This is a genomic window from Acidovorax sp. FG42, assembly GCF_057809195.1.
The window spans coordinates 24,996-50,212 of sequence record NZ_JBMDJM010000011.1; the positions used below are offsets into that span (position 1 = coordinate 24,996).

Below are 25,217 nucleotides of genomic sequence, written 5' to 3' on the forward strand. Positions count from 1 at the left end.
TGGGCCTTGGACTAGCGGCATATAACTAGTCCAAGTCTATATCCGCACCCCTGTGGGTCAGGTTTGCATGGAAATTTAGATTCGTTTCCCTTTGAGCCATGTTCACAATTGCGCAGCCACATCTGCAACGTTGCGGAGTGCCCCGCCAACGCCCGAACCATCATTGAAAGGCTGAACTGCAAGACAGTCCTACCGAGTAGAGTGGCGGCTCTTCGAGGCTCAAGTATTCCAAGATTGAGCCATCCCTCATCGGACGGGTATGGTCTGCCCAAGGAGATAGAAGATGCAGCTGTCCAGCAAGCCTTGCGCCGGTTGGCTTCGAGACGCCAAATGGATGCAACTACTTTCGGCCGAAGTCCAAGAGAGAGTGATCGCAGATGCATATGAGGAAACGCATCCTGCGAGATCGTTTGTAGCCCACAAAGGTCATCCTGCTACCTCATGGATTGGCGTCGCCGAAGGCTTGCTCAAAGCGAGCGACAACTTTCGCAGTGGAAAGTCATTTATCTATAGCGGCGTACCCGCCGACAGCTGGATCGGCGAAGGCTCACTTCTCAAGGATGAACCTCGGCACTACGACATCGTCGCCATCAAACCAAGCCGTACGGTTCATATCCCCAGAACGACGTTCCGCTGGTTACTCGCCACAAGCCTCAACTTTAACCACTTCCTCTTGATTCATCTCAATGAGCGGCTGGGCCAGTTCATGGGCATGGTGGAAACAGATCGGATTGATGATCCTCCAGTGAAGTTATCGCGTGCACTCTTGAGCTTGTTCAATCCGGTCCTGTATCCGGGGATGGGCTCTGCACTCTCAATCTCCCAAGAAGAACTCGGTGAGTTGGCAGGCCTGTCACGTCAGCGCGCAAACGCCGCAATCAGAGTTCTTGAGGCTGCTGGACTGGTCCGAGCGAACTATGGAAACCTTCAGATCGTAGACCTGCAATCCCTGCGAGAGTATGCGCAGTCAGGTTACTAGGCAGGCGCATGAACAGCCTTCATTGGAGCGATAGCTGATGCGGCAGCAGATAGCGTTGCTTGCAAGAGTGCAACTAACCGTCTCCCGAGAATAACGGCATTGCCGCCATCCAGCTCATCTACTCGGAAAAAACAGCCCGATGGCGATTGCCAGGCTTTGCAACATTCCCCATACTCGCGTAATCCCTTATCGCAAATGTACGCAGCAGGACGGTCTTTATAAGCGCGTGGGAATCAAATCCCCTTCTTCGCTCCATCAAAGAAGGGAAATCATGAACTCAACAACTCCCCGCGCTTTTCGCGCGCAACACGTGCTGGCAGCCACATCGTTGTTGTGGCTGGCTGGATGCGGTGGCGGCAACGATGCAGGCACCGCGATGCAAGCGTCCACCGCAGCTCAAGCGTGTTCAACGCTGTCCGGAAAGACGGTTGGTGGAGCAACGCTTACCACCGTAGTGGTCCCTGCCAACGGCGCCGCTCCTACCTATTGCAAGGTCAACGGCACGGTCGCTCCGAAGCTCAACTTCGAGATCAGGTTGCCCAACGCATGGAACGGCAAGCTGCACTATGCGGGCGGTGGCGGCTACAACGGCTCCATTCCAGATGTTGCATTTTCAATCAATGCCCTACGGCAGGGGTATGCAACAGCATCGAGCGACTCTGGCCACCAGGGCAATATGTTAGACGCGTCCTTCGCACTAGACGACGCCAACGCGGCCAGACTCTTCGGGCACCTCTCGGTGCCGACGGTAATGTCAACCTCAATCGAGACAGTAAAGGCAGCCTACGGCCAATTGCCTACCAAGTCCTACTACGAAGGTTGTTCCAACGGGGGGCGTGAGGGACTGATGGCTGTGCAGCGCAACCCGACGCTCTTTGATGGCGTGATTGCGCGTGCTCCTGCCTACAACTGGGTTGGGTTCATGGGAGCATTCAATCGGAATGCAAAAGCGCTCGCAGCACCAGGCGGGGCGCTCAGCCCCGCAAAAACGGCGCTTTTGGCCAAATCGGTTCGGGATGCATGCGATGGACTTGACGGCATCGTTGATGGACTCGTCTCTAACCAGGCGGCATGCACGCCCGCAGCTTTCAATCCAGCAAGTCTGCGCTGCGCTGGGGGAGCCGACCTCGGCGACAGTTGCCTCTCCGACGCACAATTGAACTTTGTATCGGCTTGGACGAGCGATGCTGCTTTCGATGGCAGCGCTACTTATCGCAACGCTGGCTGGAGTCTCACGGGGAATGAGGACAGCCCCACCGGACTTGCACTATGGGTGACGGGGGCAGGGACGGTTACCAACAGCTTGCAGTTCCTTTTCCAGGACACAACGGTCAAGAACTACCTGGCTCGAAACCCTCGCGCTGACTCACTGGCTTACACCCCCTGGGATCAGAATGTTCAAGCGCTCAACAATATGGCGGTATTGAACGACGCCACCAATGCAGACATTCGTTCGTTCGCTAACCGTGGTGCAAAGCTGATTCTTTGGCACGGGAGCAATGATGCGGCGCTGAGCAAAAACAGCACTGTTGAGTACTACAACAAGGTGGTCACTACCTTGGGAGGGCAGGCTGCGGCAGAGGCATTTATGCGCTTTTATGTAGCACCTGGTGTTGATCACTGCGCTGGTGGGCCTGGTGCGGACACGGCAGATCTTCTGACCGCGCTTGATAACTGGGTAATGCGGGAAGCACCACCCGGAAATCTGACAGCTCAAAAGCTGGATTCGACCACCGGCGCAGTTCAGTTCGAGCGACCACTGTGTCAACATCCGAAATATCCACATTACACGGGACCAGCCAACGATAGTCAGGCCGCCAAACTGGCCGTCAACTACGCGTGTCGTTGACAATTCCGCCGCCTAGATCCAGCAGGCTCTCGCGTGGTGATTTACAAGTCCAACGCAGACCGTGCTGCTGAGATAGCCCCTGATTCCCCGGTCCCGTCCCGTCGCTTACGTGGACCTGGTGAACGAGGGCACTGAACGCCCATTCGCCATCTGGAAGACAGTGCATTGAGCGATCGCCCCATCAATCACTGACGCCAGAAAATATCTTGCACCCATCCCACACTACTGACTCCACAGTGTCAGTAGTGGGCGCATAGCCTTGCTCATGTCATCCTCGACATATCAACCAGAATTTAGCTAAACCATGAAACTCAAGACACTTGCAGACATTCCTAAATTTAGCGGCATGGAATTTTCGGCGTTCAAGCTCACAGCTGGCGTTTCGGAGGTTGATCTGTTTGCTGCTGTAGACGAGATGGTCGAGGGCCTGTATGCGACGGAAGAGGGGTTTCTCGGCCATGCGTTGCTCAAGGACGCAGACGGTGGCTATGTCGATGTTGTTTTTGCGACCAGCCAGACTCGCGCGGCTGAGTTGTGCGCCAAATGGGGCGCAGGGCCATTTGCGTCGGCTTGCCTTTCTTACCTTGAGAAAATCGAACCAGGTTCTGTCAAACTGGCTTTTTTTCAGCCCGTCAAGTAACGCGGCTGTTGTGGCGTTTGATGGAAGCTCTCTCATGGAACTTCAACTTCATTCAACCGCTTTGATGGGCTTGGTGGCTGGTACCCTGGCTTGGGGCTATGCGCGCGCGGTTCACGCTGATCGGAGACACCTTGTACGTTGGGCCTTCACCGCCGCCGTCAGTTGCTTTCTCTTGGGCGTGCTGTTTTCGGTGGTCGTGGAGCGCCCCTTGGTCCAAGAGCTTCTTGCTCGCAAGAGCTTGCTGGGGCTGGCGCTGTTTCTCATGGCCGGAGCCAGCATCGCAGGGCTTTTGAATGTTCTTTGTCGATGGTTCGGCGCTGACGATGCCTGACGTGATGAATGGGCACAACCAAGACGCTGCATAGTTCAACATAGCACGCTCCATCCAGTCAACATGGAGTTCAGACTATTTTGGGCCTTATCAATATCGTCAGAAGTCTAGCTCGTGCCCGCCCGCGCCGAGGACCGAAACTGGCTCGGATTGGCACCCGTAGCCTTTAGGACCAAGCGCCTTAGGGCCGTGGCATCCTCGTAGCCGACCTCTGCAGCGATCTGCTCCATGGTCATCCTGCTGCTCTCGATCAGCATTCGCGCCCGATTCAACCGCACGCCCTGCACCAGCGCCAAAGGGCTTTGACCGGTGGCTGTCCGCACATGGCGAGCCAGTGTGCGTGATGACATGCCGAACTCGTTCGCCAGTGCCTCCATGCTCGGAGGGGAAGGTAGAGCTGACTCTATATGCTGCATGAGGCGGCCGACCAATGCGTCGCCGTCGGCCAGCATCGATGGCACGACGTAGGGCGACTGTGCTTGGCGGCCATCCACGAGAAGCACCTTGCCCACCGCGTTGGCCAGTGCAGGGCCAAATCGCTTCTTCAAGATGCACAGCATCAGGTCCGTCTGCCCGAAAGCAGCGCCGGCTGTGATGACTCGTCCATCAGCGTTGGTGACGACCATGCGATCTGAGTCGACGACGCACCCGGGTTCGATCCGTCGTAGCTCTGCGGCCAGCCACCATGAGGTAGTGGCTCGACGTCCCGACAGCAGTCCCGCGGCTTGCAGCAAAAAGACGGCGGAGCACGACGCTGCGACGCTGCCGCCCGAGGCCACATGGCGCTTCAATGCGGTGATGGCGCGCATTGAGGCGTCATCGCCAAGGCGGTGAGACACCTCCGACGTACTTGTCACGCCAAGACCCGGAACGACCCACATCGATGCATCGGCTCTGGGATGGGTTCGCATTCGTTGCGCTTCGATTTGCAAACCACCGCTGAGCGGCGTTGGTCCTCCATCCGGAGACACCACCCGCCAAGTAGGTCGGGGCAGCTTCAAACGTGGCGCTAGAGCCTGTGTGGCCAGCAGCATGTCTATGCTGGCCGCGACGCTTGCGGCGTATGCACCTGGGAGGACAAGAATCGTGAAATCGGGCATGGCAAAAAAAGCATAAAACATGTCTAAACAGACGCTCGAAGTCTAGTCGGAAAAAGGTTGCAATAGAGCCATCAGCAACATACAGGTACTGCCATGCCCAACATCCTTGTTCACATCCCACAGGGTTCGTTCCCTGGAGACGCTCGCGCTGCTCTCGTTCGCCGCATCAACGACGCCGCGGCGAAGGCCGAGCAGATTCCACCCGACCCCCGCAAACGCGCGCTGTGCTGGGTGCTTATCGAAGAGGTTGGCGCAGGGGCCTGGACTTGCGGCGGCGTTGATATGACTGTGCAGATGCTGCCCTGTGTGGCGAGGGTCTATCTGCCCGCTGGCGTACTCGACGACGGATCGCGCGCCGAGTACGTGCAGGCGATGCATGAGGCGTTCACGCAGTCCCTGCCGGCCGACGATAAACGCCCACTCGCCACGTCGATCGTGTTGCACGAGGTGTCAGACGGAAACTGGGGCGCCAATGGCGCGATCTGGCGGTTGCCGCAATTTGCCAAAGCTGCCGGCTTTGCCCATTTGCAGCACTTGGTGGCTGCATGACTTCGGTGCAGGGCTGGTGCGTCGTCGGAGCCGGGCCGTCCGGACTGGCTACCTCGCGTGCGTTGGCGCGCCTGGGCGTGGAGCACGTCGTGTACGAAAAGCACAGTGACGTCGGAGGTATCTGGGACATCGAGAACGAAGGTACGCCACTGTACGACTCGGCGCATTTCATCTCGTCAAAGTGGACCTCGGGATTTGAGGGCTTCCCAATGCGCGACTCGCTCGCCGACTATCCGCACCACAGCCAGATCCTGCGCTACCTGCGCGAGTTTGCCGATACCTATGGACTGCGGCGTCACATCCGTTTTGGCAAGAGGGTCGAGCACGCTGAGCCGAAAGACGGCGGTTGGGAGGTCCGATTCTCCGACGGTAGTCGCTCGTTACATCGCGGCGTGATCTGTGCGAACGGGGTCACTTGGCTACCATCGATGCCGAGCTGGCCGGGACACTTCGATGGCGATTTGCGTCATTCGGCCACCTATCGCAATCCTCGCGAGTTCGAAGGCAGACGTGTTCTGATCGTCGGGCTCGGCAACTCCGGCGCCGACATCGCCTGTGATGCAGCACGCCATGCCGAGTCTGCGACACTCAGTGTTAGGCGCGGGTATCACTTCCTTCCGAAGCATGTCTATGGGTGGCCGATCGATGTGCACTTCCGTCGACCGGACCTGCTTGCGCCCGATGTGAAGGCGATGGACCTGCGTGCGGGCGTGTTTGCCGTCACGGGCGACGTGACCAGGCTAGGGTTGCCAAAGCCCGACCACGACTTCGGTCAGGCGCACCCATTGCTCAACACGCAGTTGTTGCATCACCTTGCACATGGCGATGTTGAAGTGCGGCCCGATATCCAGCGACTCGACGGCAGCACGGTCCATTTCATTGACGGGACGATGTGTGACGTTGACCTGATCCTCTCCGCTACGGGATACCGTGTCACCGCACCGTACCTCGACGAGTCGGTCTTCGAGATGCGCGGGCAGCGAGTGGTGCACTATCTGAATGTTTTCAATAGGCACCACCACAACTTGATAACGGTGGGATTTGCCGAGGTCGCCGCCGGCATCTACCCACTGATCGACCGCATGGCACATATGGTCGCGCACCATCTTCACGATCGCGAGCACCGACCCAGTGTGGCGCGCGCATTCGAGGCGCTGAAAACCTCCGACGATTTCGACGTCCGTGGCGGTAAACGCTTTTTGTCCAGCGATCGACACGCCAACTACGTCGACTTGGTGAGTTATGCGACCCATGTCGACGAGTTGTGCCGCCAGTTCGGCTGGCCGCTGATTACTGAGCTGGATCCGGGCCAGAGCCTGACATCCGCGAACGCTGCGTCGCGCTATGAATAAGGTCAAATAGCGTCTGAACTTGTTTCAGATTTTTCGTTCAGAGATACATGAAAAAGAAAGCGTAAGAAAGCAAACACTGGAACATGGCCGCACTCTTTCGCTTCATCCCGATCACTGTGCTGTGCATGCTGCTGGCCGCGTGCTACGAGACATTTCCGCCGGTCTCGTCGGCCGTCGTGACCCATTGGCAGGCCGGAAAACCACAAGATGCAGCTCAGCAACTCTCGCCGGAGCAGATCGATTCGGTGTCCGCATGGCTGCAGGATCATCGCTGGGGTTGGCATCCCGTCACAGCAACCTATAGTCCTGGAACTCTGATTGTGGCGATGCATGCCGACGGCACGTCTTCCCGCATGAACCTCATGCAGAAGGTGCTGATCGTGGGACAGCATCAGCGCAACCTCTCCGAGGAAGAAAGTCGGGCGTTGCATTCGATGATCGGTACGAAAAATGCTCGATAGAGCCTGCAAGACAAGCTCAGACCAACCCGATGGCGCGCTGAAGCTTCCATTGCCGTTGTTCGCGGTGTTTGCGGTCTTGCCGATGTTGACCGCTTGTGGCGGGTCTGCGGTGTCCGACCACATCGGGCAGCAGGCACGCAGCACGGGGGTGGTGGACATGAGCAAAGCGGCGGACTTCGCCTGGACACAGGTGCGCGTCTACACGCCCTACACCACGGAGAAAGCCGTGTGCACGGACCTGGGAGAACTGGCGCCGGACTGCAGGGAGAGGGTCACAACGGTTGTGCCCGAAAGCGAATATCTCCTGGTATTCATCGACGAAGGCAAGAAGAGCGCGCAGTATGTGCCGCATGCCCGTCGCAACGGTCACTTCCTGGCCAGCACGGGGGTGCAGAGCCTGCCGCGAGACGCGGCCGTGCTGGAGGTCCGCCCCGCTTCACCAGCCCAAGGCAACGCCATCTACCTGCAACCCCGCGCCCAAGTTCAACCCTGACGTCACACAGGAGCAGGAAGTGGCATGGCTCGTCCGCTTCAACGGCGCCATCTTCGCTGCCTCGAAGATGGCGCCGTTCTGATGCTGCTATTGGCCTTCGACACCGGGCGTGGCCACTGCCGCGCCCAGAAATAGTGAATCGGAATTAGCAGGTGCGGGCGCGACTGCGTCGATGTGGTTGCTTTCGCCATGCCGCACAAGCGCGTCCAAGCTGTGGGATTCGTTGTACGCACTGTTCCATCTAGTCATAGGATGCGTCGTTGACCAGTGGTGTTCTTTTTTCACGGGGGTACTCGAGGAGCGGGGCTGCCAGCGCGGTTCGCGCATGGCACGCACACGCACCGCGCGGAATGCCCTCCGTGGGAGGGCATGGGTGCGCAATCAGTCGGCCGTCTCGCCCGAGTCCTTGATGATCTTCCCCCAGCGATTCATCTCAGTTTCCACGTACTTTTTATGCTCTGCGGGCTCAAGACGCGAGTCGGTGACCATGCGTAGCCCCAGGGCCTCCTGACGCTTGACGAGTTCGGGGTCCTTGAGTGCGGCGCGGATGGCCGCATTCAACCTGGTCAGTACCGCTGGCGGTGTACCCTTCGGCGCGTATACGCCGTGCCACACCGACATCTCGAAGCCGGCGAGTCCAGCCTCGGCCAGGGTGGGGGTTTGCGCCAACGCCGGCAGTGCCATGCGCTGTTTGCTGGTCACGCCAAAGACCTTGACCTTCTTCGCTTCGATCTGGGGAACGGCGTTGGTTGCCTGCTCGCACATCAGGTCCACTTGTCCGCCCATCAGATCGGTCATGGCGGGCGCCGTTCCCTTGTAGGGAACGAAGGCCATTTTCGATTGCAGGGTGGCCTGCAGCACCAGTCCGCAGAGGTGGGATGCCGAGCCCACGCCCGCATTCGCGAGGTTGACTTTGCCGTCGTTGGAAATGATCCATTTGCGAAGGTCGGCAAAGTTGTTGGCCGCCAGGTCTGACTTGCCGATCAGGGTGGAAGGCGCTTCGTTGATGAGTCCGAGGAACTCGAAATCCTCCAGCGTTTTGTAGGGCAACTTCTTGTAGAGCGCGGGTGCGGTCGATATGCCAATGTGGTGCACCAGCAGGGTGTATCCATCTGGCGCGGCGCGCGCGACGCGTGCTGCGCCAATCGTGCCACCCGCTCCAGCCGTGTTGTCCACGATCACTGTCTGGTTCAAAGGCTTGCGCAGGGCTTCTGCCAGATCACGGGCAATTTTGTCGCTGGGGCCGCCAGCGGAAAAGGGGACGACCAAGGTAATTGGCTTGTCCGGAAATTCCGCCCATGCGGTAGTGCTGCTGCTGATCGCAATCAGTCCGATGGCTGCAGCTGCAGCCCCTTGCTTCAAAATGCTCATGACTTGTCTCCTTCAGGTTGTGTTTTTGTGGGGTGCTCAGGCGGACAGCGCCTGCATTTGCGCGTACAGGTCGGCCTTGCCTTCAAAGCCAATGCCAGGCAGGTCGGGCAGCGTGACGTGGCCGTCGATCACCTTCACGCCATCCGGGAAGCCGCCAAAGGGCTGGAACAGGTCGGGGTAGGACTCGTTGCCGCCCAGGCCCAGGCCAGCGGCGATGTTCAGCGACATCTGGTGGCCGCCGTGCGGGATGCAGCGGCTGGCTGACCAGCCGTGTTCCTTTAGCATGTCCAGTGTGCGCAGGTACTCGACCAGCCCGTAGCTCAGCGCGCAGTCAAACTGCAGCCAGTCGCGATCAGGGCGCATGCCGCCATAGCGGATCAGGTTGCGCGCGTCCTGCATGGAGAACAGGTCTTCACCCGTGGCCATGGGGTTCTTGTAGTAGTTGCGCAGCGCGGCTTGCAGCTCGAAGTCGAGTGGGTCACCTGGCTCCTCGTACCAGAACAGGTCGTACTGCGACAGCGCCTTGGCATACTGAATCGCCGTGTCCAGATCGAAGCGACCGTTGGCGTCAACGCAGAGCTTTTGGCCGTCTTGCAGCACGCTCAGGATGGAGTCGATGCGGCGCAGGTCTTCGTCCAGCGACGCGCCACCGATCTTCTTCTTGACGACGGTGTAGCCACGGTCGATGTAGCTGCGCATTTCGTCCTTGAGCTTGTTGTGGTCCTGACCTGGGTAGTAGTACCCGCCAGCGGCGTAGACGAAGATCTTGCGGTTGGGTGTGCCGTTGCCATAGCGGTCGGCCAACAGCTGGAACAGTGGCTTGCCTTCAATCTTGGCCACCGCGTCCCACACGGCCATGTCGATGGTGCCGATAGCGACCGAGCGCTCGCCATGGCCGCCAGGCTTTTCGTTGGTGAACATAGCGTTCCAGATCTTGTGCGGATCAAGGTTCTCGCCGCTGTCATCGATCAGGGAATCAGGGTTGGCTTCGAGCACACGGGGGATGAAGCGCTCGCGCATCAGCTTGCCTTGGCCATAGCGACCGTTGGAGTTGAAGCCGTAGCCCACCACCGGCTTGCCATCGCGGATCACGTCGGTTACTACCGCCACCAAGCTCAGCGTCATCTTGCTGAAGTCGATGTAGGCATTGCGAATGGGGGAACTGATGGGTATGGTCTTCTCTCTGATCTCAACGATTTTCATGCGGTGCTCCGGGTATCAAAACGGGTGTCGGGATGGGTATGATCCGCAACCGAGCAGCGTTTGACCAATGCCATTTTTCTTCTCTTCAATGCTTTCAAGGCACCGGCTATGCACATCTCCTGGCTCGAGGACTTTCTGGTTTTGGCAGCGGTAGGCAATTTCTCGCGCGCGGCAGAAGATCGTCACATGACCCAGCCCGCCTTCGGCCGCCGCGTGCGGGCGCTGGAGGAGTGGCTAGGGACCGAACTGTTCGACAGAAGCACGCAGCCAGTCAGGCTCACGGAGGCAGGCCAGTGGTTTCAGGGCGTTGCGCCCGAGTTGCTCGCCGAAGTGGCGCGCCTGCCCGGCACGGCTCGAGCGGTGGCCGAGGCGAATTCAAAGAGCCTGCGCTTTGCTGCAACCCATGCCTTGTCGCTGACCTTCATGCCGGGGTGGCTGCGCAGCTTTGGCGCGCATACCATGGCAGGCACCCTGCAGCTGGAATCCGACATGCTGTACCGATGCGAAGCACTTCTCGCCCAAAGAAAAGTTCAGTTTGTGCTGTGCCACGCTCATGAACAGGCGCCGACGCAGTTGCAAATGCAAGGCTATCCGTCCATTTGCGTGGGTACTGACGTTTTGCGCCCTGTGTGTGCGGCCGGCCTGGATGGGCTTGCGACGCATTCCCTGCACCGCCGCGCAAGTCCCGCTTTCTTGCTTAACTACAGTTCCGAATCCGGGTTGGGAACGATTCTGGGTAAGACCATTGAAGGCCTCCTCGCGGAAATACCCACACAAACGGTCTTCACGGCGCATCTGGCTTCCGTTCTGCGCACGATGGCACTTGAAGGGCGTGGTATCGCATGGTTGCCGCAGAGCCTCATCACGGATGACCTTAGCGAAAGGAAACTTGTGCCCGCTGGCTCAGAAGAATGGGACGTGAAGCTTGAGATCCGGGTGTACAGATCTCATTCTCCGCTGGGAAATGCTGCCGAATCTCTGTGGGAAGCCGTAGTCCAATCTGTCCAGGTTACACCTGATCAACAGACCTGAGGGCCCAACCCGTAGGCTTGGCCTCTCTGTGACCCACACTGTTGCATCCGCCGCGCGCACGCATGGGTATGCGTCGCGACGACAAACATTCAACACCAAGCCGGTGTTGTGGCTCCATCCCTGCGGGAAATAGCTGCCCAGGCCGCTATTGCAGAAACTTCTCACCAACCCAGCGGCGGTTATCGTGGTGCGATAAGCACCCTTTTCGAAGTCTCAGTCTGGAGCCTTCCAAGCGGCAAGCATTCCCAAGGCATTGTCGTAATTGCCAGTCGCTTGGGCTGTGCGGAAGAACTTTGCTCGTTCCACGATGATTTCCTTAGCCGCCGGGTCCCCATGCAAGAGGGCAAGCGTCTCATCAAGAAAGTCTTCCAGGGGCATGGCGTGTTCATCGCTGCTTTGACCGAACAACGTGGTGCGCACGCCAGGGGGCGCCATCTCAATCACGCGCACGGAAGTCTCAGCGAGTTGAATGCGCAAGGCTTCCGTGAACGCATGAATGGCCGCCTTGGTGGCGCTATAGGTCATCGCGATGGGGAATGGAACAAACGCCAATGAGGAGCTTACATTGATGAGGACACTATCGTTTTTCCGAACAAGTTGCGGCAAGAACGCATAGGTCATACGAATGGTACCCAGTAGGTTGATCGCTACGGACTCTTCCGCACCCTTCAGCGCCCCAGGCTCCAAAACACTTTCGCTCAACATGATGCCAGCGTTGTTGATGACGACATTCAAGTCGGGGTAGCGCTTGGCCGCCAACTCGCTCGCTTGGACGATGGACTTGGCGTCGGCCACGTCAAGTTCGATGGCCTCAATACCCGGATGATCGGTTGTGATTTGCTCAAGCAGCGCCTTGCGTCGGCCAGCGACGATGACCTTGTTGCCCGCCTTGTGAAACCGCAGCGCCAGACCAAGGCCTATGCCAGAGGTAGAACCAGTGATGAGAATCGTATTGCCAGAGGTCTTCATGGGTTTCTCCTAAGGGATAAAGAGGTTAAAATTCAAAACGGACAATCATCCGCTTTCATGAAGGTTATCGGACAATTGTCCGTTTGTCAATTTGCTTCGATGAAAAGGAGAAGGTGTGGATAGCCCAAAGCGCGCTGACGCATTGCAGAACCGCGAACGCATCCTGACCGTGGCACTCGATGAGTTGATCCGCTCCGCAGATGTCCCGCTGAGCGCCATTGCCAAGAAGGCCGGTGTTGGACAGGGAACCTTCTATCGGCACTTCCCGACACGGGAGGCGTTGGTCATGGAGGTATATCGCTTCGAGATGCTGCAAGTCGCAGAGTTTGCCGAGCATCTGCTTGAGACTCGCACTCCCGACCAAGCGTTGCGGGAGTGGATGAATCGACTTGCCGAGTACTCCATGACAAAGGCTGGCTTGGCCAACGCAATCCGCGAGGTTTCGTTCATGCGGGACTGTCAGGCGAAGACGGGTTATGCCCCTGTGGTCGCGGCGGCCCAGTTGTTGCTCGATGCAAACCAGAAAGCTGGAACCATCCATGCCAGCGTCACCACAGATGATTTCTTCCTGGCAACTGCTGGTATTTGGCAGATCGATTTCGATAAAGAATGGCAGCCGCGACTTGCTTGGCTCATAGACTTCGTTATGGCGGGGCTGGGCGCGGGTTGTTGCCCGATAGGCCGCCAATAGCCGAGCGCATTCTCGGCGCTTAGCTACCTACCGCACGAGCGACCTGCACTCGGCCCGTGCATGTGGGCCATGCGTGGTTCTGCGCGAATGGCTCTTGGTCAGCAGCGCGGACAGCAGCACACCTTTCCTTTCATAGTCTTTGGTGCGTGCAGCAGGCGTACCCACTTGCGCCCTCCGCCATGCCATGAAATATTCGTTGAAAGTAACCGTGCAGTCACGGCCCCCAAATGAACACCCTTTTGAAAGGAATAGCGGTATGAACATAGGAATTATTGGATCGGGCAATATTGGTAGCACACTCGCCCGGAAGCTACAAGCACTGGGCCATAAGGTGCTGATCGCCAATTCACGCGGGCCTTCGACGCTTGTTGAGTTCGCTGCTGAAACCGGTGTCGTGGCAGCGACAGCCGAACAGGCGGCCCAGGCAAAGGACCTGATCATCCTCGCCATTCCGCAACTGGCCGTTGCCGACCTGCCGCTTAAAGTGCTCCGGGCGAACTCGGCAGTAGTGGTCGATGCCGGAAACTACTATCCCACGCGCGATGGCGTTGTGACGCAGGTTGCGTCAGGAGCTACCGATAGCGAGTGGATTGCGTCAGTGCTCGGCAGGCCGGTCATCAAAGCCTTCAACAACATCCTCGCCGCGAGCCTTGCGAAGGTCGGGACCGCTGATGTGACTAGAGAACGCATTGCTCTTTCGGTTGCAGGCGATGATGCTGCGGCGAAGCAACTTGTTCAAAGCGTGGTTCAAGAGCTGGGGTTCGATGCCATCGATGGTGGAACCCTTTCAGAATCGTGGAGGCAACAGCCTGGAACCCCAGCCTACTGCAAAGACTTGAGCGCCACACAACTCAAGGCGGCTTTGGCTAGTGCTGACAAAGCGGAGATCGTGCGCTACAGAAAGGAAGCCGACGAAGTTGCTGCTCCATACCTCACACCGTACAAGGAGTGAGTCGATTTAGGCAGCGCAACGGGCCCTTGAACGTCACCTACAGGGACATCCGCAATGGCGATGAGCGCAAACCTGCTTCGTGTCGTCAGGCGCATGCATTGCCCCCTTCATGGTGCTGGTTCACGGTATCGGTCCGGTCGTTGTCTAGTACCAATTCACGCATCAGCCCCCCCCTTCTCTAGCATTCGCAGAATACCCGCCATCCCGATGGCCTTTGCCCATTCTTGAGCTGCCAGAATCGTGGTTTCGCCCTGGGTGGCTGGGCGGGCGGGCTTGACTTCTACATCAAGCGTCTCGTCCGTCTTGTTCGTTGCAACCTTGACGCTTGCACCAAGAAGCGGGGTGTCGATGGCCGAACGCGGGCCCTCAGCACCATCGACATCGATGCGCAAAACACAACCGGGTAAGAGGTCGTAGCTCCACTGGCGTTCGGGGTGGGATTCTTCGCCAATCGCGTTCATGGAGGCAAGGCGCTGGTCTTGGGTCAAGTCCAGCGGGTCCATGGCAGGTATGTCGTGCTGCGGGCGGAACAATCTACGGATCTGAGAAGGTCATTGATTTCTCTACGCAAACACCACACCGGTTTTGGCCCGGGTCTTGGGTGCGACGTGCACCGTCCGACCAACGATCCGCCATCGGGAGTGATGGCTTGAGCCGCTGAGGTATTGTGCGGCTTTGCTGGCCAGTAGCCGCACCACCGGAGCTATGCCTTCCTCAGGCGTTCCACAGCCCGCACGCGCGTTGTCTGGGCGGGCACGTCGGCTGTCCTAGCCACAGGTTTCGGCGAGGAACAAAACAGGGCAGTCAACGTACCACGCGCGTGATCAATAACGTGCGCGTGTTAGTCTCAACTTCGGGCGCAAGGTACATCTGGCTCACCAAAGACCTCTCTTGTTCACTTGGGCGAGTACGGTGGACAGGGCTGCCAACCTTTGTGCCTCTGCCAGAGCGTCGGTCGCAGCGAGCGCTGGCGGCATCGGAAACCCTGCGACTTCATGGTTAGCCGCAGCGTCATCCTGCCGGGGATGGTCATCGTCGGCCAAGTCATACCTGGGCGGAACGCTCTCGACGTCACGAAACAGTCGGGGAAAGCGTCCGATCTCGCTGGCCTTGTCCTGCTCGCCTCGCGCGACAATAAGGTCGTAGGTATCCTGAATCCTGAATAGCGAGAATCTGCTGAGGTTGGTACGCCGACGCCCCGAGAACTCGCACGGCCGTGGTATTGGGTTAGCACGACGTATTTGATTGACTTATCCGTCACATCGCGGATGCGGCGGATCACATCCTCTGCCATTGCCGGGGTAGCCTGGGCGTCGGCGACCAATACGGCGTCGTCGCCAATGACGATGCCGGTGTTCGGGTCGCCCTCCGCCGTGTAGACCCAGGTGTGCTCTGACTGTTGAGTGAAGCTAACCTGCCTCTCTTCGACGTCGGCGTGCGATGCGAACTTCTTGGGGGTCATGACGTCGCCCTTTAGCTTGCGGAACAGGTGTAGCTGTCCGCGCTCTTGACGTCGCCCGTGCCCTTGTATTTCGGGAACTGGGGATGGATGCAAAGCGGCCGAGTGAACAGGGTCGTGCCGGTGCTGTCGACCTTCGACGCGACGGGAACGTCAGGCGCCTTTCCCTCTTCCACCCACGCGACCAACGGCGTCAGGAGGTCGAAGCGGTCCGCACCCGGACCTCCACCGCAATGGTTCACGCCAGATGCAACATAGAGCCGGGAATTCGCTTGGGCAACGGCGTCGCCAGTAACGTCGGTCACCTGCTTCCAGGTTCGGATGGTGTCCTTGTGCGAAAGCAGCGCGTCGTCAGAGCCGTGCCAGACCATGACCTTCTTTCCTGCCTTCAGGAACTGCGACAGACCGCTCACTGAAGCGCTGAACTGGTAGGTACCGTCGATGACATTCGAGATGGTCGGGAAGAACGTATTGACATCGAAGGACGCGGGTGACCAAGCCGCATCGTTCAGGACGATGTTGCGCATGTGTCCGACTCCCAGGGCGCCGTACCGGCCACCCCAGTTCGACATGTCGCCAACACCGAAGCCGGAGTAGGCGATCGTGCCGTCGACAAGCTGAACGTCGGTCATGAGCGTCTTGACGGCAGTTGCTTCATCCGCAGTGAGTCCGACCGTTGCCGGCACGTCAGTCGTTGGATCGAAGGTGCACGCCCCCCAGTTCGAGACGATCCCGTCGGTGGCGCCATCAAGCGCGTCGCACTTGGCCACAGCCGCCGCTGCAATGCCTTGCAACTTGGCCGACGACGGAAGTGTCAGTGCAGCCGCGCGGGTCCATTGTTCGATCTGGCCGACGAGGTTACGGGTGGGCGCCCCGGCAATCACGCCATCGAAGTCGACCCCGTACTTTGCTGCGGCGTTGAGCGCGCCGCGTCCGCCGTTTGAGCAGCCTTGGTAGTACGTGCGCGCGGGCGCCTCACCATAGTAGGCAGCAGTGACCTGCTTGCTGAACCGGTTGGCGGTGATGATGGCCGTGTGCGCATACCGCTGCACGACCAAGGGGTTGTTCAGGAGCACGGCCCCTGATGGATCCCGATGGCCGCCGTTGTTGAGGACTTGCACCGCGCCCAGCAACAGCGGAACGCTGCCCTGCGGGCTGATGGCGGCGATTCTCCCGTCGAAGCCTCCGCCCCCTTCCTGCACCATTCGGCGCTGCCACTCGCTCGGAAGCCGCAACTCGATATCGTGCTGAGTTCCCGCTTCGGTGCCGTTGACCTGGCAGTAGCCGGGATTGGGGCCGCTTGCCGCGACAGCGACAGCAGACACGACGCTGACGTTCGAGTAGGTCTGGCCCTGCAGCGACGCGCAAGACACCTTGGGTGCCACGGCAGTCGAGACGGGGGCCGGATCGTCACCACCGCCGCAGGCGACTAGGAGCACAGCGGTTGGCACAACACATAAGGTTGGCACGAATGAGCGTGAGAGCAAATGGAACATGACGTCTCCAAGTTGAAGGAAGCGGCGGCGCACGACGGAAGCCAAGCAGAAAACTCCACTCAGCCGACAAGTCGCCGCTCTGCAGGCATCGACCAAACAAGCTGGCTGTTTGAGCGACAGCGCGATCATAGGTATGACATTCGCAAATAGCAAATAGATTTCACCCAGGGAAATCCATGGTGACTTCACTCCGATTTCCGCCCTGCGCATGGACTGACGGAGAAAGTGCTGCGCATATACTGGGTACCTTCTCTGCTTGACCTTTTCCTCTATGGACACACGTCGCGGGATCGGCACTGTTGAAACGGGCGGCCGGCTTCTGGAAGCGCTTTGCACGGTCCGGGAGCCAGCCGACCTTAAGGTGCTGGCTGCGACAGCAGACTTGACGGCCAGCGTCACGCACGCTTACCTCACGAGCTTCATTCGCATGGGTCTCGTCGTGCAGGACGTGGCAACAAAGCGCTACTGTCTCGGTTCGTTCGCACTGGAACTCGGATTGAGTGAGCTGCAAAGTCTTGACCCCATTGCGCTGGCGCTTGATGCTCTGCGTGAGTTAAGGTTCGAGCTGGGTCAGACAGTCGCCCTGTCCGTGTGGGGAAGCCGGGGCCCCACTGTGATCCGTGTGCTTCGCACCGATGTGCCTTTGCACGCAACACTTTTCGAGGGAGTGACGCTGCCCGTTCGCACCACGGCCACGGGCCGCGTCTTCGCCGCGTTCATGCCACAACAAGTGGTGGAGCAGGCATTGACGCTGGAAGGCCAGGAGCCAGGCGCCGGCGGCAAGTTTGTTCGCGCCGTGGAAGAGGTTCGGAGGAACTTCATCGCACGTATTTGCGACAGCCCCATCCCCGGACTCGTCTCTCTGAGCGCACCAGTGTTCAACCACTCGGGGGGGCTGGTTTGCGCCCTGACCGTCACCGGTAAGAAGGGCGACTACGACGATGCAGCCGATGGAACAGCCGTGAAGGCGCTTGTTAACAAGGTGCGCGCTCTTTCGAAGCGGCTCGGCATGCCAAGCCGCTCCGAGATTCAAACATCGTCCGCAACCCAGGCCCCTGGCGCCAAGCGCACACGGCAACCCCGCCTCGGGTGACTTAAGAGGATGACCATGAACCTGCGCGCCAAAAGTTCAAATTGTGCCGGACCGTTGGGTCCGGAAGCTCGACAAGCCGATGCCTCCCGCAAAGGTGTCCAGTCCATCGAAGTGGGTGGAGAAGTTCTGAGAGTCCTCTGCCGACACGCCGAGTCCTTGTCGCTTAAGGACATTGCGACCGAAGCGGGCATGACCCCGGCAAAGGTCCATCCCTACCTGGTCAGCTTCTGCAAGATAAAGTTGACGGAGCAAGACCCGTCATCGGGGCACTATCGACTGGGTGCGCTGGCCTTGAGTGTGGGGCTGGCAGCACTTGATCAGTCTGAAGCCGTCCAGCAAGCGATCCTCATAATGGAGCGGCTGAGGGAACGCGTACGTCACACCGCTTTTCTCACGGTCTGGAGCCAGCACGGGCCGACCATCGTTCACATGGCGGAGGTGGACTTTCCCCTCGAGACCAATTTGCGAGTGGGCTCGACCATGTCGATCTTGTCCACGGCGACTGGGCAGGTGTTCGCGGCCTTCCTGCCCGCTTCAGTCACAAGAGGGCTTGTCCACGCTGAACTGGCGCGAGTAACAAGGTCGAGCCATGAACGCGCCGAGCTGGAGTCGAAGTTCCTTGTAGATGTCGAGCAGGTTCGAACGCGCAGGATGGCTCGCACATTGGGTCATCCATTGCCTAGTATCAACGCAATGAGTGCACCAGTGTTTCACGATGAAGGCGGTTTGGCGCTGGCGATCACCGTGTACGGTCCGGAAAGGACGTTTGATACAAGCTGGCTCGGGCCCATCGCTAAGGAACTGAAGCGCTTTTTGAATTGAATCGTAAGCGTCCGGCCAAGTCATCTTGAACTTGACCGCTGAGGCAGCAAGGATCATGTCCACGATCAATTCAATGGTGGACACGATGGCAAGCGACAAATCCGCAAAGCGACGGAACTACAGCGAGGCGCTGAAGGCGCAGGTGATGGCCGAATGCGAAGCGCCCAGCACCTCGGTGGCAAAGGTGGCACTGGCCCACGGCATCAATGCCAATGTCGTGCACCGCTGGAGGCAACTCGCCCGCGAAAGCCGGCCATCAGTGCCCGCGATCTCCAGCGGCTTTGTACCGGTGGCGCTGGCGCCGTCACCCGTTCAGTCAGGGTCGGCTCCCACCACTGACATTCAGGTCCAGTTGCGCCGCGGTGCGACTTTGATGACGGTCACCTGGCCGGTGTCAGCCGCTTCGGACTTCGCTGCCTGGACCCGTGAGTTGCTTCGATGATTCGGGTGGACGCCGTGTGGCTGGCGGTCGAGCCGCTGGATATGCGCGCGGGAACCGAAGCGGCGATGACGCGCGTCGTCAACGTCTTTGGTGCAGTCAGGCCCCACCATGCCTACCTGTTCGCCAACCGGCGCGCCAATCGCATGAAGGTATTGGTGCACGATGGCATTGGGGTCTGGTTGGCTGCGAGGCGACTGAATCAGGGCAAGTTCGTCTGGCCCCGAGATACCGACCAGACCCTGGCGCTGACTCAGCAACAGCTCGGCGCCCTGGTGCTGGGCCTACCCTGGCAGCGCATCGGCGAGGCCGGCATCATCAGCATGCTGTAGATGCCCTAACGCAGTCCTCCAGCGCAATTGCCGGATGTGCTGATGTGGCGTGGCCAAGTCACAGGCACGATCACTCTCCGTGATCGCCACCGACTTCATCGACACGCTTAGCGACCTGCGCGCGGTGATCTTCGACTTCGCGGACAGCCGAGGTGGCCAGCATGTCCGGGCCTTCCTTGGATTGGATGAGGGAAGGAAACCAGCCTGGCAAGGCAAGCTCGTCTGCGACGACTTCTCCGGCTACAAGGCCTGCTTCGAGCTGGGCGTGACCGAGGCGGGGTGCCTGGCCCACGCCAGACGTAAGTTCCATGAGCTGTGGGCCAACCATGGCAGCCAGGTCGGCGAGCAGGCGCTGAAGTTCTTCGGCGAGCTCTACGAGATCGAGCGCGAGATCCGTGAACTTGATCCCGAGGGTCGCAAGCGCCTGCGGCAACTGCGCTCAAGACCCGTGGCTGACGCCTTGCAGCAATGGTTGAGTGGGCAACGTCAAAGGGTGCCCGAAGGTTCTGCCACGGCCAGGGCCATCGACTACAGCCTCAAGCGTTGGCAGGCGTTGACGCGCTTCATCGACGATGGCGACTTGCCTGCTGACAACAACTGGGTCGAAAACCAGATCAGGCCCATTGCCATCGGCAGGTCGAACTGGCTATTCGCGGGCTCGCTTCGCGCCGGCCAGCGTGCAGCCGCCGTCATGAGCCTGCTGCATTCGGCAAAACTCAATGGACTTGAGCCATACGCATATCTCAAGGACATACTGACTAGACTACCAACGCAGCCTGCCGTCCGGATCGCTGAACTTCTGCCACATCACTGGCTGCCCGCAGAGACAGCAAGTTGACTCTCCGCATCCGCCGAAGCCGGTCAGCGGTGACGCTTCCGGTCCTTGTGTGCGCCCGCGCACAGACGGCGAGTTCTGAGAGTGCCAACATCGCTGCATGGGGAAAAAAACATCTTCCAATGGAATACCGATCCAACAGGCCATGGCGAATTGGGCCGCAGCTATTGAAGCAGTCCTGCAAGACATTGACCGCATTGCAAAGGGGGGTCAGCCGAACCCGACAGCGACCAGTGATTTGATCGCCGCGGCTGAAGCTGCTCGGCTTCAATGTGAGGAGGCTCACTTGCTGTGAACCTCACACAAGATGTGTTTGCCGGACGCATACATTGAATCGCCACGGCATTCCTAGACACCGTTGAGCCGTTGGGAATGTCGCTGTTCGAACTCTACAGGGGATAGTCCTGCCGCCGATGAATGACGGCGCTGTGAGTTGTAGAACATTTCGATGTAGTTGAAGACGTCCGCTTTCGCATCATCACGGGTTGCATAGACCCGCCTGCGGATGCGTTCGCGCTTGAGCAGTTGGAAGAAGCTCTCGGCCACAGCGTTGTCGTGGCAGTTGCCACGCCGGCTCATGCTGCTGACTAGGTTGTGGTCGCGCAGAAAGGTCTGCCACTCGTGGCCGGTGAACTGACAGCCTTGATCGGAATGAACTATGACAGGTGCACGCGGCTGGCGGCGCCATAGCGCCATTAGCAGTGCATCGAGGACCAGGCGATTCATACCTGTTCGACAAGCTCTGAAGAGTTTGTAGATGTTGCTAAGGTTCTGGTCGGGACGCAAACCACCAGCCTGTCCCGTGCCGTCGGAGAAAATCACGATGTTCTTGGCCATGTAACTTCTCTACAGTTCAATCAGCGAGCACAGACTTTTCTCAGGTCCAACGAAAATTCGCAACTGGACTTCGGCGTATCACGCCAGCGATGGACATCCAGCTGAGGAGTGCACCCCGCATCCTCTAGCAGAGCATCCCCCGAATTTGCGTCGCACACCAAGACGGCGGAGTCCCGCCCATCCCGCAAGACGCGAACACGCCGTCCTTGTAATGGCTGTAGCAAGCCCGGGTCGTGCGTAGTAGAAGCCTTAAGTAGCTGCGCATCTTCCAAAGCGTCGGTGGAGCGCTTGTAACGCACTGTGACATCCACGGCTGCCGAGACTTTTGTCAAGGCGGATGCCAAAGTGTTCATTTCTCTCTCATTGCGCGGAGTTGCGCAAGCGGTCAGGATGAGGATGGAAAGGGACAGCGCAAATCGAGAGTACTTTTTCATGCTCACCCCCAAAAAACGAGTTTGCCTGTCTGAACGCTTCGGCCAGTATCCAAATTCCAGTCCTCCAGTTGATCCAGCTCGTCTGATCGGCCATGGATCAAAGCGTCATCAAGCCCCTTCCACACAGCCAGAACGTTTGACCGGGCACGAGCGTAAATTGAAGCGTAGTCCATCGGCCCTTCCGGCGTTTGAAGTTGCTCCAAAAAGGTTCTGTCGATGCCCTTAGCCCGGGGGTACGCAAGATTCAACCCGGTGCATACGTGGCGGGCCAAAGGAACAAAATGGTTAGCCTTTGCCATTGCTGCCAAAACGCCAGTAAACCCACCATGCCAAGCATGAAAGTCCGGAATTTCATCTTCATCCGGATTGGCCTCTCTCAGCATAGCAAGCCAAATTGCACAGATCTCGGGATCCAGTGCATCTTCATCATTGGGGTCCGTGCAGGTCGCGATGCCCGATCTCAGATGCTGTGATAGCCCGGTATCTCCTACATCCAAAACACGGGGAAAAATGAAGGCATCCTGATGCATTTCACAGCGACGATGTTCCCCCTTGTTTTGGGCGTAGGGGCCCACGCGTAACTCCACGACGGGATGGATGGTCATATCCGTGGTCATATGAGCAGCGAAGCCGAGAAGCCAAGCGGTTGCTTTGGGCCGGCCTTCCGCAGGAAGCTTGGAAACCTGGGCGACCCCGGTCCTCAGCAATGTTGCGTTGCTCGTGTAGTGCATCGCATCTGCCCATTTCGCCTGGTCCCCCCCGAGCGCCAAATACGGATAGTCCGGGCTTACCGCTCCAAGTTCCACGTACTTCAGATACAGGCCTAGTGCCATGAGTGTTTCATCTCTCAGCCCTACTGTGTGCGCCGCTTTTTGCGCGTCGTTGACTATCGCGATGTGGGCATAAGCACCGGGCATTTGGGTCGTCCTTTTAAGAGTCTAGGCAATCGTCTTGTGGCCATTGGGTACTGGTTCCCTATCTAAGATTCAGGCCGCAACCGCCTCAGTGAGGCCCCAGTTCTTCAACTCATAGTTCCGACCACGAAACATAGCGGATCCTGAAGCGAGCGTGGACTTTCGACCCAACACGTCTTGGCGCCACTCCGAAGAGGAAAAATCTGCGATGCGCCTTGCCCAACGCATGCGCATTTCAGCCTCGGGGATAGTGCCGGCAATAGGTACAAGCTCCTCCACCGAAGTGATTCGCGACTGTCCATTTTGGACATGACAGTCAAACGAAAGCGCGACGCCAAGCTCGCTGACCAGTTGGAGTTTGCGAGCCGTAGCAGCTGCAGGGATAAAGTAGGAGTCGTAGGCACGTTGCAGCTGCAGGCGTTTAACTATCGGTTCGTCGCCGAGCCGAGCAAACGCAGACTTCCAATCCGGCGGTACATCGGCTTTACTGGGGCCACTGCTAATGCTGTTTGCCCAGGCAACTTGTTCCAAGCGAGGCAGCTTCATCTTCGCACGCCAAGTTTCGGCCAGATCTCCCATGACTCGGTCGATGGTCCCCGGCGCAGCACTATCAACCTCTTGAAGTAGATTTTGTACCTCACCATTGGAGAGAGTGAATCCGATGACGCCCCAGGTCAATCCCGCTCCGTCGAAGTTTCCCTGTAGAAGTCCAAAACCATGCCCCTCAAACTCTGCAGTGATGCTCAGACACCGCTCGAAAAGCGTTGGAAGTGGATCGACCGTCAGTTGCTTCCATGTGAAGTCATCTATCGAGCCAGTGGTGCTCAATCCGCGCGAGGCCTGGAGGGTTCTCAACGCAGACTCCGTGTCTCCCCCGAACACTCCATCCGCAAATTTGTCCGCAGCACCAACGAAGAAGCCTTGACGCAGCAGGTCAACCTGGATTCGCTTTGCGATCATGCCCCGCAACCCCTTGGCAAACCAAATTCTGTTCATGATCGCTCTCCAATATCGATGAAAGTGCGGCGGTACCTCTATTGAGGGGCCCTCGCCGACTCCTCTGCTTTGCGCGTCTTTGCGAACGAGATGTCGCTCTCCAGCTTGTCCTTGGTTAGTTGTACGGCACTGAGGAGTTCTGGCTTATTTAGCAGATCTTCCCAAGCCGCGATCGCGGTGTCGTGTTGGTTTTCTCGAAAGGCACGCAAGCCCTTCTCATACTGTGCTTTCGTAGCTTTAGCAGAGAGATCAAGCTGCGCCCTTTTCACCATGTCATGAGTGACTCTTCTCGCGCGATATCTACGCGCATTCACTTCATTCTCGAAATCACTGTCAACAATTGCGAGACGCTCCGCAGCCGTGTTGCAGGTGTCATGGCCCAACACTAGGCAAGCTTGCTGAAGACCGCGAGCGTAGTTCCAACGAAGCAGCACGTCATAGTCAGAGACCTCTTCCAGTTGGGGTCTGTGACTACCTGACAAGGCAGCGGCTTCAAATAGAGCAAAGCCACCATCGATTTCGCCTCGTTCGAACCGCTGTGCGCCGCTCAGAAGATACGGCAGGTTGAATCTCACGGGACGCCTCTCAATCGCTACGGCTTTGACGCGCCCGGTAGCTATGCCGTCTGGGGTCAGTACCACGGTTCTCGGGATGTATTCCCCTTCTGGACGGGCTAAAATTTTGACGCGTCTAGCCATTGGCGCTGCAAGTGAAATGCTGGCAATTCGTCCTTCTCGCGTCATCGTTTGCTCTTCATCGTCCACCTCGATCTGTACCGTCTCTGGTGAAATTGCTTTTCCAGTCTCTGCATCGACCAAGGCGACTCGATACTGAAAAGTTTTCGGTTGAGCGAGCGTGTGCAGAGAAATCGCTACGCAACCACAAGCCAACAGGGTTGAAATTAGCTTTCTCATTTCTGTACATCCACTTTGGCTGAAGCGTCTCGGATTGCTGGTCGCATCGCGATTCCAAGTACCAAGGCGACAAAAGTCAACGACTCTTTCGCATACGCAATCGATATGTCTCTATAGACTTCGTACATCGTGAGCGTTACCTTGGAGGGGCTGCCTTCAGCAGCGCTAGTAGCTTCTGCGGCAGGGTGGTCTCCAAGCGTCACCTGATGAGCTTCCACTATTCCATAGAGCACACCAGAGGCGACCAGGAAGACTAAGAAGACGTACAAAATTCCAAGGGTAGGCAATGGGATTGACTGATTCAGCGATCGATTCTTGACGGCGTAGGCCATCACGAAGGGGACGAATACCGCAGACAGAGTTGCTCGAAGAGTGTCGAATAGTGGGCCGGCGATGGCGCGCCCCACTCCAATACGACCGGATGGATCCGATGCAAAAAACTCCGTGGTTAGCGCGGCCCAATAGAGCGCTAATACGGGTGCGAAATACAGCAGCAGAAGGGGTGCCGTTATGGCGTGCAAGGTCCAATGAAGACCGTGGCTATTTTCCTGGTGGTTAGCGATCTGCACACTGTTGTCATCTGGCATGGCACCCTCTCAACGCTTGTTGTGAGCCTATTCTGTTCAGCGATGGCTGAGATGTAAAGAAATGGAATGCACAGGAGGTCTCACCCA

Annotated in this window: 25 protein-coding genes and 3 pseudogenes; 16 read left to right on the top strand and 12 right to left on the bottom strand. The window is 58.3% G+C overall.

The features are described from left to right. The first annotated feature begins 283 nt into the window (after positions 1–283). The 4 genes from ACODSM_RS12945 to ACODSM_RS12960 all read left to right on the top strand — a co-directional run bounded on the left by ACODSM_RS12945 (position 284) and on the right by ACODSM_RS12960 (position 3,799). Entirely contained in the window at positions 284–979 is a 696-nt protein-coding gene (locus tag ACODSM_RS12945) for a Crp/Fnr family transcriptional regulator (RefSeq protein ID WP_488805530.1), read from the top strand. A gap of 271 nt (positions 980–1,250) precedes the next feature. Beyond that, entirely contained in the window at positions 1,251–2,828 is a 1,578-nt protein-coding gene (locus ACODSM_RS12950) for a tannase/feruloyl esterase family alpha/beta hydrolase (RefSeq protein ID WP_488805531.1), read from the top strand. A 304-nt stretch (positions 2,829–3,132) separates the two neighbouring features. Continuing rightward, positions 3,133–3,468, top strand: coding sequence for a hypothetical protein (locus ACODSM_RS12955; protein ID WP_488805532.1), 336 nt, complete (start codon positions 3,133–3,135; stop codon positions 3,466–3,468). A gap of 34 nt (positions 3,469–3,502) precedes the next feature. Then, positions 3,503–3,799 carry a hypothetical protein gene (locus ACODSM_RS12960; RefSeq protein ID WP_487255526.1) on the top strand — a complete coding sequence of 99 codons (297 nt, stop codon included), beginning with the start codon at positions 3,503–3,505 and terminating at the stop codon, positions 3,797–3,799. A 107-nt stretch (positions 3,800–3,906) separates the two neighbouring features. Here the strand turns inward: ACODSM_RS12960 and ACODSM_RS12965 are convergent, their stop codons facing one another. After that, positions 3,907–4,920, bottom strand: coding sequence for a GlxA family transcriptional regulator (locus tag ACODSM_RS12965; protein ID WP_488805533.1), 1,014 nt, complete (start codon positions 4,918–4,920; stop codon positions 3,907–3,909). A 72-nt stretch (positions 4,921–4,992) separates the two neighbouring features. On the opposite strand from ACODSM_RS12965, the gene ACODSM_RS12970 reads away from it, so the two are divergent. The 4 genes from ACODSM_RS12970 to ACODSM_RS12985 all read left to right on the top strand — a co-directional run bounded on the left by ACODSM_RS12970 (position 4,993) and on the right by ACODSM_RS12985 (position 7,754). Next, entirely contained in the window at positions 4,993–5,448 is a 456-nt protein-coding gene (locus tag ACODSM_RS12970; protein ID WP_488805534.1) for a tautomerase family protein, read from the top strand. Further along, on the top strand, positions 5,445–6,800 hold the full coding sequence (locus ACODSM_RS12975; RefSeq protein WP_488805535.1) for a flavin-containing monooxygenase: 1,356 nt from the start codon (positions 5,445–5,447) through the stop codon (positions 6,798–6,800). The genes ACODSM_RS12970 and ACODSM_RS12975 overlap by 4 nt, the downstream gene beginning before the upstream one ends. A gap of 83 nt (positions 6,801–6,883) precedes the next feature. Then, positions 6,884–7,261: a hypothetical protein gene (locus ACODSM_RS12980; RefSeq protein WP_488805536.1), complete on the top strand. Its 378-nt coding sequence runs from the start codon at positions 6,884–6,886 to the stop codon at positions 7,259–7,261. An 82-nt stretch (positions 7,262–7,343) separates the two neighbouring features. After that, the gene (locus ACODSM_RS12985) at positions 7,344–7,754 is read left to right on the top strand and encodes a hypothetical protein (protein ID WP_488805537.1); all 411 of its coding nucleotides are present in this window, start codon (positions 7,344–7,346) and stop codon (positions 7,752–7,754) included. A gap of 381 nt (positions 7,755–8,135) precedes the next feature. Here the strand turns inward: ACODSM_RS12985 and ACODSM_RS12990 are convergent, their stop codons facing one another. Further along, a complete protein-coding gene (locus tag ACODSM_RS12990) occupies positions 8,136–9,125 on the bottom strand; it encodes a tripartite tricarboxylate transporter substrate-binding protein (protein WP_488805538.1) in 990 nt (329 codons plus the stop codon). Between the two features lie 36 nt (positions 9,126–9,161). Continuing rightward, on the bottom strand, positions 9,162–10,328 hold the full coding sequence (locus tag ACODSM_RS12995; protein ID WP_488805539.1) for a mandelate racemase/muconate lactonizing enzyme family protein: 1,167 nt from the start codon (positions 10,326–10,328) through the stop codon (positions 9,162–9,164). Positions 10,329–10,436: 108 nt separating this feature from the next. On the opposite strand from ACODSM_RS12995, the gene ACODSM_RS13000 reads away from it, so the two are divergent. Then, positions 10,437–11,360 carry a LysR family transcriptional regulator gene (locus tag ACODSM_RS13000; RefSeq protein WP_488805618.1) on the top strand — a complete coding sequence of 308 codons (924 nt, stop codon included), beginning with the start codon at positions 10,437–10,439 and terminating at the stop codon, positions 11,358–11,360. Positions 11,361–11,573: 213 nt separating this feature from the next. Here the strand turns inward: ACODSM_RS13000 and ACODSM_RS13005 are convergent, their stop codons facing one another. Then, positions 11,574–12,329 (bottom strand): SDR family oxidoreductase, encoded by a 756-nt coding sequence (locus tag ACODSM_RS13005; protein WP_488805540.1) that lies wholly within the window; start codon positions 12,327–12,329, stop codon positions 11,574–11,576. Between the two features lie 115 nt (positions 12,330–12,444). On the opposite strand from ACODSM_RS13005, the gene ACODSM_RS13010 reads away from it, so the two are divergent. Then, a complete protein-coding gene (locus tag ACODSM_RS13010) occupies positions 12,445–13,020 on the top strand; it encodes a TetR/AcrR family transcriptional regulator (RefSeq protein WP_488805541.1) in 576 nt (191 codons plus the stop codon). 184 nt (positions 13,021–13,204) lie between these two features. Then, the gene (locus ACODSM_RS13015; protein ID WP_488805542.1) at positions 13,205–13,972 is read left to right on the top strand and encodes an NADPH-dependent F420 reductase; all 768 of its coding nucleotides are present in this window, start codon (positions 13,205–13,207) and stop codon (positions 13,970–13,972) included. Between the two features lie 155 nt (positions 13,973–14,127). Here ACODSM_RS13015 and ACODSM_RS13020 read toward each other — a convergent pair whose 3' ends face one another. The 3 genes and pseudogenes from ACODSM_RS13020 to ACODSM_RS13030 form a co-directional block, all read right to left on the bottom strand. Next, a complete protein-coding gene (locus tag ACODSM_RS13020) occupies positions 14,128–14,475 on the bottom strand; it encodes a hypothetical protein (protein ID WP_488805543.1) in 348 nt (115 codons plus the stop codon). 497 nt (positions 14,476–14,972) lie between these two features. Beyond that, positions 14,973–15,434, bottom strand: a pseudogene (locus ACODSM_RS13025) (MBL fold metallo-hydrolase); the annotation flags it as partial. Between the two features lie 11 nt (positions 15,435–15,445). Beyond that, the gene (locus ACODSM_RS13030; protein WP_488805544.1) at positions 15,446–16,972 is read right to left on the bottom strand and encodes a tannase/feruloyl esterase family alpha/beta hydrolase; all 1,527 of its coding nucleotides are present in this window, start codon (positions 16,970–16,972) and stop codon (positions 15,446–15,448) included. A gap of 226 nt (positions 16,973–17,198) precedes the next feature. Between ACODSM_RS13030 and ACODSM_RS13035 the strand changes: the two genes are divergently transcribed. The 5 genes and pseudogenes from ACODSM_RS13035 to tnpC form a co-directional block, all read left to right on the top strand. Beyond that, complete coding sequence (locus ACODSM_RS13035) at positions 17,199–18,020, top strand: IclR family transcriptional regulator (protein ID WP_488805545.1); 822 nt, start codon at positions 17,199–17,201, stop codon at positions 18,018–18,020. A gap of 15 nt (positions 18,021–18,035) precedes the next feature. Then, the gene (locus ACODSM_RS13040; RefSeq protein WP_488805546.1) at positions 18,036–18,842 is read left to right on the top strand and encodes an IclR family transcriptional regulator; all 807 of its coding nucleotides are present in this window, start codon (positions 18,036–18,038) and stop codon (positions 18,840–18,842) included. Between the two features lie 55 nt (positions 18,843–18,897). Continuing rightward, complete coding sequence (tnpA, locus tag ACODSM_RS13045) at positions 18,898–19,284, top strand: IS66-like element accessory protein TnpA (RefSeq protein ID WP_488805547.1); 387 nt, start codon at positions 18,898–18,900, stop codon at positions 19,282–19,284. Next, positions 19,281–19,613, top strand: coding sequence for an IS66 family insertion sequence element accessory protein TnpB (tnpB, locus tag ACODSM_RS13050; protein ID WP_488805548.1), 333 nt, complete (start codon positions 19,281–19,283; stop codon positions 19,611–19,613). The genes tnpA and tnpB overlap by 4 nt, the downstream gene beginning before the upstream one ends. A 109-nt stretch (positions 19,614–19,722) precedes the next feature. After that, a pseudogene (gene tnpC, locus ACODSM_RS13055) lies at positions 19,723–20,451 on the top strand (IS66 family transposase); the annotation flags it as partial. A gap of 345 nt (positions 20,452–20,796) precedes the next feature. On the opposite strand, the pseudogene ACODSM_RS13060 reads toward tnpC, so the two are convergent. The 5 genes and pseudogenes from ACODSM_RS13060 to ACODSM_RS13080 form a co-directional block, all read right to left on the bottom strand. Next, a pseudogene (locus ACODSM_RS13060) lies at positions 20,797–21,165 on the bottom strand (IS3 family transposase); the annotation flags it as partial. 556 nt (positions 21,166–21,721) lie between these two features. Next, positions 21,722–22,636, bottom strand: a complete 915-nt coding sequence (locus ACODSM_RS13065; RefSeq protein ID WP_488805549.1) for a zinc dependent phospholipase C family protein — start codon at positions 22,634–22,636, stop codon at positions 21,722–21,724. 69 nt (positions 22,637–22,705) lie between these two features. Beyond that, positions 22,706–23,629, bottom strand: coding sequence for a peptidoglycan-binding protein (locus ACODSM_RS13070; protein WP_488805550.1), 924 nt, complete (start codon positions 23,627–23,629; stop codon positions 22,706–22,708). Between the two features lie 38 nt (positions 23,630–23,667). After that, positions 23,668–24,543, bottom strand: a complete 876-nt coding sequence (locus ACODSM_RS13075; protein ID WP_488805551.1) for a hypothetical protein — start codon at positions 24,541–24,543, stop codon at positions 23,668–23,670. Then, the gene (locus tag ACODSM_RS13080; protein WP_488805552.1) at positions 24,540–25,130 is read right to left on the bottom strand and encodes a hypothetical protein; all 591 of its coding nucleotides are present in this window, start codon (positions 25,128–25,130) and stop codon (positions 24,540–24,542) included. Before ACODSM_RS13080 ends, ACODSM_RS13075 begins: the two co-directional genes overlap by 4 nt. Positions 25,131–25,217: the final 87 nt, after the last annotated feature.

What these genes read in the sequence shown, in the direction of transcription:
- ACODSM_RS13070 (WP_488805550.1), bottom strand. Translation starts at nt 23,629, where the DNA reads ATGAACAGAATTTGGTTTGCCAAGGGGTTGCGGGGCATGATCGCAAAG.
- ACODSM_RS13075 (WP_488805551.1), bottom strand. Translation starts at nt 24,543, where the DNA reads ATGAGAAAGCTAATTTCAACCCTGTTGGCTTGTGGTTGCGTAGCGATT.
- ACODSM_RS12945 (WP_488805530.1), top strand. Translation starts at nt 284, where the DNA reads ATGCAGCTGTCCAGCAAGCCTTGCGCCGGTTGGCTTCGAGACGCCAAA.
- ACODSM_RS12990 (WP_488805538.1), bottom strand. Translation starts at nt 9,125, where the DNA reads ATGAGCATTTTGAAGCAAGGGGCTGCAGCTGCAGCCATCGGACTGATT.
- tnpB (WP_488805548.1), top strand. Translation starts at nt 19,281, where the DNA reads ATGATTCGGGTGGACGCCGTGTGGCTGGCGGTCGAGCCGCTGGATATG.
- ACODSM_RS12980 (WP_488805536.1), top strand. Translation starts at nt 6,884, where the DNA reads ATGGCCGCACTCTTTCGCTTCATCCCGATCACTGTGCTGTGCATGCTG.
- ACODSM_RS13040 (WP_488805546.1), top strand. Translation starts at nt 18,036, where the DNA reads ATGAACCTGCGCGCCAAAAGTTCAAATTGTGCCGGACCGTTGGGTCCG.
- ACODSM_RS13020 (WP_488805543.1), bottom strand. Translation starts at nt 14,475, where the DNA reads ATGGACCCGCTGGACTTGACCCAAGACCAGCGCCTTGCCTCCATGAAC.
- ACODSM_RS13005 (WP_488805540.1), bottom strand. Translation starts at nt 12,329, where the DNA reads ATGAAGACCTCTGGCAATACGATTCTCATCACTGGTTCTACCTCTGGC.
- tnpA (WP_488805547.1), top strand. Translation starts at nt 18,898, where the DNA reads ATGTCCACGATCAATTCAATGGTGGACACGATGGCAAGCGACAAATCC.
- ACODSM_RS13000 (WP_488805618.1), top strand. Translation starts at nt 10,437, where the DNA reads ATGCACATCTCCTGGCTCGAGGACTTTCTGGTTTTGGCAGCGGTAGGC.
- ACODSM_RS13080 (WP_488805552.1), bottom strand. Translation starts at nt 25,130, where the DNA reads ATGCCAGATGACAACAGTGTGCAGATCGCTAACCACCAGGAAAATAGC.
- ACODSM_RS13015 (WP_488805542.1), top strand. Translation starts at nt 13,205, where the DNA reads ATGAAATATTCGTTGAAAGTAACCGTGCAGTCACGGCCCCCAAATGAA.
- ACODSM_RS12960 (WP_487255526.1), top strand. Translation starts at nt 3,503, where the DNA reads ATGGAACTTCAACTTCATTCAACCGCTTTGATGGGCTTGGTGGCTGGT.
- ACODSM_RS12985 (WP_488805537.1), top strand. Translation starts at nt 7,344, where the DNA reads ATGTTGACCGCTTGTGGCGGGTCTGCGGTGTCCGACCACATCGGGCAG.
- ACODSM_RS12965 (WP_488805533.1), bottom strand. Translation starts at nt 4,920, where the DNA reads ATGTTTTATGCTTTTTTTGCCATGCCCGATTTCACGATTCTTGTCCTC.
- ACODSM_RS12950 (WP_488805531.1), top strand. Translation starts at nt 1,251, where the DNA reads ATGAACTCAACAACTCCCCGCGCTTTTCGCGCGCAACACGTGCTGGCA.
- ACODSM_RS13065 (WP_488805549.1), bottom strand. Translation starts at nt 22,636, where the DNA reads ATGCCCGGTGCTTATGCCCACATCGCGATAGTCAACGACGCGCAAAAA.
- ACODSM_RS12955 (WP_488805532.1), top strand. Translation starts at nt 3,133, where the DNA reads ATGAAACTCAAGACACTTGCAGACATTCCTAAATTTAGCGGCATGGAA.
- ACODSM_RS12975 (WP_488805535.1), top strand. Translation starts at nt 5,445, where the DNA reads ATGACTTCGGTGCAGGGCTGGTGCGTCGTCGGAGCCGGGCCGTCCGGA.
- ACODSM_RS12995 (WP_488805539.1), bottom strand. Translation starts at nt 10,328, where the DNA reads ATGAAAATCGTTGAGATCAGAGAGAAGACCATACCCATCAGTTCCCCC.
- ACODSM_RS13035 (WP_488805545.1), top strand. Translation starts at nt 17,199, where the DNA reads ATGGACACACGTCGCGGGATCGGCACTGTTGAAACGGGCGGCCGGCTT.
- ACODSM_RS12970 (WP_488805534.1), top strand. Translation starts at nt 4,993, where the DNA reads ATGCCCAACATCCTTGTTCACATCCCACAGGGTTCGTTCCCTGGAGAC.